Genomic DNA, 9,983 nt, shown 5'->3' on the forward strand with positions numbered 1-9,983 from the left:
CCTGAATTCCCGGCACTACGCGATGTCAGCGATTCTCTTTTATGGGCACAATTTTACTTATATACAAAAAGCCCTTCACTCCCCCATAAAGTTATCTATACAATATTCAATGTGCAAGGGAAAAATGTATATAGTGACTCAATTGTATTTGTTCCTAAAAGCAATGTGAAATCTATGATTTATTCTATAGGGCAGCCATTTACAATCGGGAAATATAATCTTGCAGTTAAAATTTTTAATAGTACAGCCTCATGTCTGACTCAGGGAACTTTTTTTATTAAAGAATCAGGACAGACTACTCTAATTGCAAGTCCGTCTCTGTTAATAAAACCTTTGAAATATATTATGGATAAGAAACTTTTTGAGAAATTGATCAGAGCACAGGATAAAGAGAAAAATAAAATCATCTCTGATTTCTGGAAGGAACGCAACCCTAACCCAGCTGCAGAAACAAATGAGCTAAGAGATGAATTCTATCGCAGAGTAAACTACGCCAATGAAAATTTTTCGCTCTACACAGGCGGCAATGACGGCTGGCACTCAGACAGAGGAAAAATCTATATTGTATACGGCGATCCTTCTCAGATAGACCGAATGAATGCTTCACGCTACGGTACCAGTAAATACGAAATCTGGTATTACAGTAATCTTGGGAAGAAATTCGTCTTTCTGGACAGATATTCCAATAATAATTTCATACTTGTTTCTGAAGAATAAATATAGTCATTCATTTTCAGGAGTTTTTTATGAAACGCAAAAAAATCTTCTTTTTTACAATCATTTATATTTTACTATCAATATCAATTTATGGCAAATCGACAAAACCACCACATTTTATTGATACTTATATTCCCAAGAAAGACACAACCCTTCTTGTTGTTTTTCATCCTACAATGTACGTTTTAAACTCTGTTAATGCATTAAAACAAGCAGGATTTATCCCGGACAACATGTATGTAGTCGGAGTATTTTCTATAAATGAAAAAGCTGATTATACTATGCCTGAACAATTCGCAGGCAATTTTAAAAAGAAATGGCTGTTTTTTCACGCTGCAGCCGGATCTCTGTATACTGAAAATATTTTCCAAAAAAACAATTGTTCTCCTCTTTTTAAGGAGATAGTCCAAAAAGCTGACGGAGCGATTCTATTCGGGGGAGCTGATATTCCGCCATATCTCTACGAAGAAAAAACATCCTTACTAACATCAATAAGCACCCCTTTCAGGCACTTTATTGAATTGTCATTTGTTTTTAATTTGTTAGGCGGATATCAGGATAAAACATTCGAGCCGATGCTTAAAGATAAACCTGACTTTCCGTTTCTTGGAATCTGCCTCGGGGAGCAGAGTTTGAACGTCGGAACAGGCGGTACTCTCGTTCAGGATATCTGGTCTGAAATCTACAAAACAAAAACCGCTGAAGACGTAACGTTCCTTAACAGTGAACAGTTACACAGAAATCCATGGGCAGTTATTTTTCCAGAAAAGAGCCTTATGCACTTTTCCATGCATCATATTATTCTTAAACCAAGTAAAGTACTTGCAGATAAAATATCCGTATATACCGGACAAAAACCTCTTGTAATAAGCTCACACCATCAGGCTGTTGAGAAAATTGGGAAAAATTTTGAGATAGCTGCATATTCCATGGATAAAAAAGTAATTGAAGCTATTGTTAATAAAAAATTCCCGAATGTACTCGGAGTTCAGTTCCATCCTGAATTCACTTCTATATGGGCAGATCATTCTAAAGTACGATTTATCCCGGGAGAAAAGACAGCATCTATATCTTCTATTCTGGAGAAAGATGACAGAAGCATGGATTTTCACAGAAATATATGGACATGGTTTTTTAATTCAGTTGAAAAAGCTCATAAGTTATATTTTGAAGAATAGATACAAATACAAATTTTACTCAATATTTCAAAGTTTGATATCTTTGTGCATTATCAGAATTGTGTTTTAATTCAATTCATCCATAATCGAACGCATTTGCATCACTTTCTTTATATCAGTTGTTTTATAAACATGTTCAGAAGAATCCATACCGCCCCTGAACTTAATATCTTTATTCAACAATAAAGACTTGTCAACTATTTCAGACATTAATGAACCGTGTACCTATGTGCATCCTGTTTTATTAATAACATCTAGTACTGTTTTGGGATTTATTCCTCCTGCAGGAAGAATCTCAATCCGTCCATCAGCTTGCTGCAAAAATTTATGTATACAATCTGCACCCTCAAGAGCTGAATTTCTCTGTCCGGATGTCAAAATACGTGTAAATCCAAGATCAATACAAACTTCAAGGGCCTTTTCAGGGTCAGGTATCAGGTCAAAAGCACGGTGAAATACAGAAACTTTTCCGCATGATGAATTCAATAATCGTTTACAAGCATTTACATCAATCTCACCATTCTCATTCAAAACTCCGAAAGCAATACCGTCAGCTCCTGAATTAAGAGCAATTTCAATATCTTTTTCCATTACGGAAAGTTCATGATTGTTATAAACAAATCCACTCTCTCTCGGCCTGATCATTACAATAACCGGAACTGATATTACTTCTTTGACTTTTAGTATTACCCCGGCTGAAGGCGTTAATCCGCCTGATATGAGGCTTGTGTTAAGCTCAATTCGATCTGCACCGCCCTGCTCGGCAGCCATACAGTCGTCAAGAGAACCTGTGCATATTTCAAGTATTCTTTTTGTTGTCATAAATAAAATATCCGCTGATAACATTAAAGGGGAATAAGATAATTCTTATTCCCCTTTAATTTCCAAAGGTCGATCACTACTTTTTGAGGATAATCTTTCTCAGAGATTTTAAAATCTCCGGAAAATTTTTATCAATCAATTGGTAGTAAATCTGCGTTCCTTCTCTTCTGCTGCTCAAATATCCTGCATTTTTCAGGTGCCTTAACTGCTGTGACACGTAGGACTGTTTTGCACCGAGCATTTCCTGAATCTCGCCTACACGCCTCTCACCTTCATTGAGTATACAGAGGATTTTAAAACGCGTTGTGTTGGAGACGATCTTAAAAAACGGGATGATCTTCTCACTGTTTTTCAACGTTGCCTGAACCTTTTGTTGCATTAAAACCTCCCCTTTGTAAAATGTTCATTCATCAATAAAAAATATAACGTTTTATTAATTAATTGTCAAGTAATTTCTTTATTTTTTTAATTTTTTTTTAATTTTTTTTTAAAAAACCCGCTTTATGCGGGATTTTTAAAGTACCCCTGTCAGGATTCGAACCTGAGACCTACTGATTAGAAGTCAGTTGCTCTATCCAGCTGAGCTACAGGGGCTTAAAACGAAGAGAAATGTAACAATAAATTTCAATAAAGTCAATTGGTTTCTTAATATATTATCTTGTGCCCCGGGCGCATAAAGTAACAGGGCTTTGTCCTGAAAATTTCTATCAATCCTTACCCTCACATACAGAATTATTTTGCATTTATTGAAGCTTCCGGGCAAACTATTTATCTGATTTCAATCCACTTCGGACGATTTCAAAAATTAACCTGCATTATTCATGATTCACAACCGAATTTATTTAGAAATAAACACTTAGCCCAATCCTGGATTGCTGATTAAAAATTTTTAGCGGAAATCTGCCTTTTCCCTTGTCCCCACTTAAATTTGTGAATAATGCAAGCTAATAAAGAAAAGAAAAAATCGTTTTATTATTCCCCTTTACATTTAAAAATTGTCCAGGGCATTGCTGGCAGGCTTTTCAAATAGCCCTTCAACCAGTCGTACTGGGGATGTTTTTCTAAAAACTCATCTGCATCGAAACCTATGTTACATGAACTCCCCCATTTTGCCCATATCTCCCATTTTGCTGCCATGTTTGCATCAAGCACCTTGCCGTCAATAGTCCCACCGGGAATGTATGCACCCAAACTCCCTGGCACACCTCCATTATCCAGATACCAATGACCGCATATAGTTCTGGAACTTGGTTTTTCTTCTTCAAGAAAAACATCGTAATGATCCGCCAGCATTATTTTGGCTTTTTCCATTTCGATCTTTCCGTAGTATTTTTTAATCAATTGATTCCAGCGTACACGACGAGCAACACAGAAACTTCTTATGTCATCGTACGACGCATCTGTTTCTTCTCTTAAAATCTTTATGTTGCTTGCCACATTTGATCCTGTAAAATAGCCGCTCTTTTTCTTTTCTAAACTGTGATTTTTTAAACCAAGTTCAAGCCGGGCAATCTCGTTTGTTTTAATATTTCCTACAAGCCACGAATTAGCATAGGCACCGTTGTTGTTTTTTATCATAATATCTGCCCATTCGTCAATAGTGTTGGCGTACTGCATAGCTTTTCTGGCTCTCTCAAAAATGGGCGTGCCTTTAGGATTAAATCCATGGAAGCCTCCGATTGTAGTCTCGGTACCAACAAGGCCTGCTCCAGTAATAAAGAAGTCAGTTGCGCTGTATATGCACGGCCCCCAGGATTGCATTAAAATTCTGTTGCCTTTTTCCGGAACAATATCCACAATAATATTGCAAAATCTGAGAAGAGCATAATCAGACCATGAGTTGTGGGCCATTACAATTTTATTGTCAGAAGTTGCTGCTCCTGTAGCAATAAATGCACTGCATCCAGCACCATAGATTTTTTTCTTCTCCTCAGGCCACCAGTACCAGAGAACATCGAGAAAACCATTCATAAAAACCATCTCATCAAGGTTTATCTTTTTACCTGCTTTGTTTAGGCCAGCTACCATCCCTTTCATTTCTTCCATGTATTCTTCTGATATCTTATTTTTAAAAAGTTTAGAAGCCTTATCAACAAAAAAATCGAGATCTTTTGCAGTATTAAATTTTTCAACATAGGCAACTGTTTTCAAAAACTCATCAATTTCATTGGCAGTTAGATAGCCGCGTTGAAATCCCCTTTCAAATGGTTTGCCTTCAATGTGCAAAAAAATCCAGCCGTTTTTATCATTTCGATAAGATTTTGCCAACCATTTGTTTTCTTCCTTTGTCAGGTTTTTGTCTGCTCCAAAAGAGAGAACACCTGATAGAAGGAAGAGAAAGACCAAGCATGCTAAAAATTTTTTACGCATTTTGTTTCCCTCCTATTTTACGCTCCGCAGGGGCTTACGCCTGTTCTGGCGGAGCAACCTGCGACCTAATCATGGATATCGAACCTTTTATTAAATAACAGACTGTCATATCATGTATGATGTTAAAGCCGATTTTCAGAATACCCGACCACGTTTGACTAAGCCTAACTTTCTTCTCGCCAAACTACCCACTTTGATTCTTACTTAGCCACATAACGGCTGGCTCTTAGATGCGGCCAACTGATTAAGTCCCAAAACAAGTTGGAAATTTTGCTGGAACGCCAACGGCGTCCGCACTGTTTTGAATCTGATGGACAGCGTAAGCTGCCCAAAGACTGACTGAAAATTGAAAATGACAGGCCGCGTTTTCATCCGGTGCATTTTTGGGGTTAGCTGGAATACTTTAATAATTGCACACTTTTTAAAATATTTTTTTGATCAATTAATTGATCCGTTAAATATTTATGTAATATACTTGATATTAATGTTTGATAGGGTATGCCTTCTTGATCTGCTTTTTGTTTTAACAAATACAGGTCATAACTATTAACTCGTAAATTAATACTCTTTTTTTCTTTTGCATTTTTTATAATGGTATTAATTTTTAATTCATTTTTGGTTGAAATTTTCTTATAATCCAGAATATTATTTTCAACATCTTGTTCGAATTTATCTAACTTCATTTCTGACCTCGATATTTTTTATTTAACTTTCTACTTGGAAATGCTGTTTTTAGTATGATATTTTCTTTATTATCAATAATAAATGGCACTGCATATATATATTTATGAATTTCTAATACAAATATACTTTGATTTCTTCTTTTGGGATGTTCTAAAATATCAATATATTTTTCTTCTAAAATGATTTCCGAAATTTGTTCAAAGGAAATATTCCTTTCCAATTTCAGTTTTATATTTTTATTTTCATCCCAAATAATCATAGTGTTAATATAACGCTATTGTATATACAATGTCAACCTCTTTTTTACAGCATCGAGGTAGGACGGCCGGTTACCCGGCCGCTCCCTCACATATCCCTGCGTGCGGTTATCCTGCTGCGTGTGGCACGTGCCACACAATTTTTTTTATTGGCACACTCGTACAAACGTAGCGAGCAGGTGATCGGTCGGCTTGAGCCAGGTTAGCCACAATCTCTATTTCTCCTATATTAATTTTTTCCGTTAATACGTTACCAATCGCCTTGGCTAATGCGACGATCCATCAATATTGCATACAAATACGATGGACCGCGCAAATGTTGAACAGGCACCGTATTTTTTAACGGCAGCAGTTCGACGGCCTTTTCGAAATGGCCTCGTGGCAATTGTTGATTGGTAGTACTTGGCACAACTGCACCGCTAATAACTTCGTAGGTGAACTCCTGCCCACGGATTTGTTTAAATTTCTTACCCTGATGTTCTTCGATTCGCTTCCAGATTGTTTCGAAAGAAATCATTTCTTATTCCTCCTTGTCGGCAACATATTATTATCTACCACAAACCCATTTCTTAATATTCCCAATCTAAGGAAAAACATGTCTAAATAAAGTAAAATTCAATTATTTCCTCATATAAGGAAAATTTATTTCCTTCATTTAACAATTTTTGATTTCAGATTTACTTACCCCCAAAACCTCCTAAACCTCATATCTCCAACCAATATCCATCATTTAAAACATCCCCTCAAAACGCTTCTCTCTCCTTCCGGATTGCGGTGAAAAAATGTAAAATATAAATAAATAGTCTCTTCTCTCAAGGGCAAAGTCCGTTATTAATTAGAAATATCGGTCTGCCTCTCCCCTTTTGGAAACGCTTCTCTTTGTGTGACAATTTGTGCTAAAAAAAGTGTATTAAATAAAAAGTTAAATGCATTGTAATTAAATTATGCTCAAAAGTCAAGTGGAAAACAGTCGGCAGTCTTCAGCCCTCAGTTGGCAGTCAACAGCCTTTGTCCTCAGTCAGCAGTCTTCAGCCCTTTGCACCCCCCTAAAAACCAGACTAAAAATGCATCATAACATCTTATGATTAAAAGAGTTAGCTTGCAGAAATAGGTTGAAAAAAATCTCTCAAAGCACGCAAAGTTCGCAAAAAAAAAGAAGAAAAATATAGTTTTTTGCCTCACAAAATTTCTGTTAAAAAATACGAAATTTGCGATGGCCCGGAAGTACAAATTTTCTTTTTGTAAAACTTTTTTTCTTTATTCATCCACAATCTGTATAAAAGAAGGCTTTGGCGGAGGCAAATTATCTATAACTATTTCTTTTCCTGTAGAAATTGTATTACCTGTAGAATTATCCTCTGCCATCAAAGCACCTTGAGGTAGAGAAAAAAGAGCCTTGCCCGCACAAACAGTATTATCAAGTTCTAAAAAACCCTCAAACTTAGTGCCGGGCACCGGACCGGACAAAACTATCTCTTTTTTCTCACCATTTCTCAAAGTAAGTATCAGTTTTTCAGGGAGTTTAGTAATTGTCTGAGACGTAACTAAAGTAATAGGTAAAATCCTTTGTCCGGTTGGTTCTATCCTGCCTATATATATTTCTGCTGAAACTGACTGTGTTGGGTCATCAGAAGGCTCTGAATGAGGATACAGAGTTTCAAAATCAAATACAGCGGGGGATTTACTCATGTTTCCCGATTCATCCATAGAATATACTTCGTATTTATAAGAAGAACCTCCTGAAAGCTTTTTATCAATAAATGACAATTGATCTGTAATTCCGATTGCTTTACCGTCTCTGTAAATTTTATACCACATTGGAAGCTTTCCCCTCTCGTCAGGCCCCGGTGCCTCCCAGGTCAAAGTAAGGCTTTCCTCCGTCTGATTAGATCCTGTTATATTTCCAGGTTTATCAGGAGGTGCCTGGTCAGGGTTATTGCCGATTGCGGACCAGTCAAAATACATTGAAGACGCATGATTATCATTGGCAACTCTTAAACGGTATTTAAGATAGTTCCACGGAGAAGGCAGTACTTTCCCAATTAGAGGATCAGTATTATCAAGAATAAGGATTTCATCACTGTCATACCATATAATTTCCTCACGCTGATCACCTCCAACATCGCATACAACAGGCGAAAACACATCAGTCCCGTCACCTGTATTGCAGAACGACCAGTTCATTGAATATGAAACTCTATTAAAATTGCCATCAAAAATTCCTTTTCTGGAATAAATTTCATCTCTGGTCCTGTTCCCGTCCCAATCCATTGCACAAGTAACAACTCGTCTCGGCCCGTTTTTCTGATCTCCCCAAATCAAAAAGTTGCCATCTTTATCTGTCATTACAACCGATTGAGGCCCACTCATCTGCTCTGAATAAAAAACAATCTCCTTGCCTGGAATATCAGGGCGGAAATTACCAACGAGTAGTTCCTGGACTCCTTCTCCATCCATAACTCCATTCACAGGATCAGCAAGTTTGCTGGGATAATGCCACAGAATAGTGCCGTCATTTTTAAAGAGCCACATACCTGTTGCAGATGAAACTGCAATCTCATTACCAGGTACATCAGGATCAATATCAGTACAGCTTGCAGCATCAACATGGTCGCTGCCATACTCCGGATGAGCAGGATTAAAGGGGCCAAGATCCATTCTCCACAATCTGGTACCATCACTGTCCAAAACATCCACTCCTGCAATAACTTCATCTTTTCCGTCATTGTCAATATCATAGGGATATGAAAAGTGTCCGCTTGCATAACCGTCAGTATCAGATATCCAATACCACATTAATTCCAGTCCCTTTTCAGTATACTTGTAGGCTGCGACTTTTTGTTTGCTTGCATGTATTGCGAGAATATCCTGAGGAATGGATTTTCCTCTTAAATTAGCTATTGCAATATGATCCTGCATATAGTAGTTGGAATTACCCCAATATTCATGATCCCTCGGAGCAGCAAAAGGAAGTTCTGCCTGTGCTTTAATCTCTCCTGTCTTTCCGTCAAGTACTACAAGGCAGTTTTTCCCGTCAATTTCCTGGAAAGCTATAACTTCGTTATGACAATCAAGATCAATATCATAAATAGCAAGGGTAAAATTATGGTACTTTTCTTCAACACCGGGGTCATTCGGGTTAAACTTCTCCCAAAGCAGATTGCCATCCCAGTCAAAAGCTTTTATAACCCGTCTGCCGTCATTAAAAAGAAAGTCAATCTTTCCATCCCCTGTAAGGTCTCCCACACTCAATCTGCATTCAGTTACAGGATTATCCGAAAGATCAATGTGTTTGTAAAGCCCTACGCTTCCAAAAAGCATTTCTGCTGATAAAAAGATAAACAGCAACACTGTCTTTATTGATATTTCTTTTATTCCTCTCATAATTTCCTGCTTCCCCTTTATCTACTGCATTGCCCTTGATAACAAAGGAGAATAATGCAATAATCCTGCCATCTTTTTACTGAGAAATTAACCACAAAATCTTATATTTCAAAGAAAATAAACGGAATTTTTTGCCGTATTCACTTTATAAGAAGCATTTTTTTCACTGCTGTAAACTTTTTCCCGGCATTAATTCTATAAATGTAAATACCTGAATTCAAACCTGCTGCATTAAAAAAGACATGGTATGCCCCCGGATCGTAAATTTTGTCAGTGAGAGTCGCTACAATCTGTCCGTTTACATTATATACTTCAACCTTCACGTGTGTACGTTCTGCAACAGAAAATCTTATTGCAGTCTCAGGGTTAAATGGATTGGGATAGTTTTGGCTCAAGCTGAAATCAACAGGTTTTTTGCTGTTTTCAATCACCGGTGTAGCAGAGTATGAATTTGAGAAACATGATGTATTTCCGTGTGCATCAATGGCAATTGCAGTTATATTAGGGCCTGTTACAGAACCCTGATAAGCCCAGTCACCGTTAACATCAGCATTTACTCTGGCTTCAAATA

11 protein-coding genes and 1 tRNA gene are annotated in these 9,983 nt (G+C 37.1%); 2 read left to right on the forward strand and 10 right to left on the reverse strand.

What is annotated here, in order from left to right; all coding sequences use genetic code 11:
• On the forward strand, positions 1–717 hold a 717-nt coding region (locus J7K93_08245), incomplete at its 5' end, for a GWxTD domain-containing protein (GenBank protein ID MCD6116991.1).
• 29 nt (positions 718–746) lie between these two features.
• Positions 747–1,895, forward strand: coding sequence for a gamma-glutamyl-gamma-aminobutyrate hydrolase family protein (locus J7K93_08250; GenBank protein MCD6116992.1), 1,149 nt, complete (start codon positions 747–749; stop codon positions 1,893–1,895).
• A gap of 66 nt (positions 1,896–1,961) precedes the next feature.
• Here J7K93_08250 and J7K93_08255 read toward each other — a convergent pair whose 3' ends face one another.
• From J7K93_08255 to J7K93_08300, 10 genes are all read right to left on the reverse strand, one after another.
• Entirely contained in the window at positions 1,962–2,105 is a 144-nt protein-coding gene (locus J7K93_08255; protein MCD6116993.1) for a hypothetical protein, read from the reverse strand.
• A 15-nt stretch (positions 2,106–2,120) separates the two neighbouring features.
• Positions 2,121–2,717, reverse strand: a complete 597-nt coding sequence (locus J7K93_08260) for a copper homeostasis protein CutC (GenBank protein ID MCD6116994.1) — start codon at positions 2,715–2,717, stop codon at positions 2,121–2,123.
• A gap of 76 nt (positions 2,718–2,793) precedes the next feature.
• Positions 2,794–3,096 (reverse strand): winged helix-turn-helix transcriptional regulator, encoded by a 303-nt coding sequence (locus tag J7K93_08265; protein ID MCD6116995.1) that lies wholly within the window; start codon positions 3,094–3,096, stop codon positions 2,794–2,796.
• Positions 3,097–3,237: 141 nt separating this feature from the next.
• Positions 3,238–3,311 (reverse strand) — tRNA-Arg (locus J7K93_08270).
• Positions 3,312–3,689: 378 nt separating this feature from the next.
• Positions 3,690–5,087 carry a phospholipase gene (locus J7K93_08275; GenBank protein ID MCD6116996.1) on the reverse strand — a complete coding sequence of 466 codons (1,398 nt, stop codon included), beginning with the start codon at positions 5,085–5,087 and terminating at the stop codon, positions 3,690–3,692.
• 389 nt (positions 5,088–5,476) lie between these two features.
• Positions 5,477–5,770 carry an antitoxin gene (locus tag J7K93_08280; protein MCD6116997.1) on the reverse strand — a complete coding sequence of 98 codons (294 nt, stop codon included), beginning with the start codon at positions 5,768–5,770 and terminating at the stop codon, positions 5,477–5,479.
• The gene (locus J7K93_08285; GenBank protein MCD6116998.1) at positions 5,767–6,039 is read right to left on the reverse strand and encodes a toxin; all 273 of its coding nucleotides are present in this window, start codon (positions 6,037–6,039) and stop codon (positions 5,767–5,769) included. The genes J7K93_08280 and J7K93_08285 overlap by 4 nt, the downstream gene beginning before the upstream one ends.
• A gap of 239 nt (positions 6,040–6,278) precedes the next feature.
• Positions 6,279–6,542 carry a hypothetical protein gene (locus J7K93_08290; protein ID MCD6116999.1) on the reverse strand — a complete coding sequence of 88 codons (264 nt, stop codon included), beginning with the start codon at positions 6,540–6,542 and terminating at the stop codon, positions 6,279–6,281.
• A gap of 743 nt (positions 6,543–7,285) precedes the next feature.
• Positions 7,286–9,412: a hypothetical protein gene (locus J7K93_08295; protein ID MCD6117000.1), complete on the reverse strand. Its 2,127-nt coding sequence runs from the start codon at positions 9,410–9,412 to the stop codon at positions 7,286–7,288.
• Between the two features lie 140 nt (positions 9,413–9,552).
• Positions 9,553–9,983, reverse strand: a 431-nt coding sequence (locus tag J7K93_08300; GenBank protein MCD6117001.1) for a T9SS type A sorting domain-containing protein, incomplete at its 5' end; no start/stop codon positions are given.

This window comes from bacterium (genome assembly GCA_021158245.1).
GTDB lineage: Bacteria > Zhuqueibacterota > QNDG01 > QNDG01 > QNDG01 > QNDG01.

Bases quoted from the DNA above. Each gene is read 5' to 3' on its own strand.
- J7K93_08280 (MCD6116997.1), bottom strand. From the start codon at position 5,770: ATGAAGTTAGATAAATTCGAACAAGATGTTGAAAATAATATTCTGGAT.
- J7K93_08255 (MCD6116993.1), bottom strand. From the start codon at position 2,105: ATGTCTGAAATAGTTGACAAGTCTTTATTGTTGAATAAAGATATTAAG.
- J7K93_08295 (MCD6117000.1), bottom strand. From the start codon at position 9,412: ATGAGAGGAATAAAAGAAATATCAATAAAGACAGTGTTGCTGTTTATC.
- J7K93_08250 (MCD6116992.1), top strand. From the start codon at position 747: ATGAAACGCAAAAAAATCTTCTTTTTTACAATCATTTATATTTTACTA.
- J7K93_08260 (MCD6116994.1), bottom strand. From the start codon at position 2,717: ATGACAACAAAAAGAATACTTGAAATATGCACAGGTTCTCTTGACGAC.
- J7K93_08265 (MCD6116995.1), bottom strand. From the start codon at position 3,096: ATGCAACAAAAGGTTCAGGCAACGTTGAAAAACAGTGAGAAGATCATC.
- J7K93_08275 (MCD6116996.1), bottom strand. From the start codon at position 5,087: ATGCGTAAAAAATTTTTAGCATGCTTGGTCTTTCTCTTCCTTCTATCA.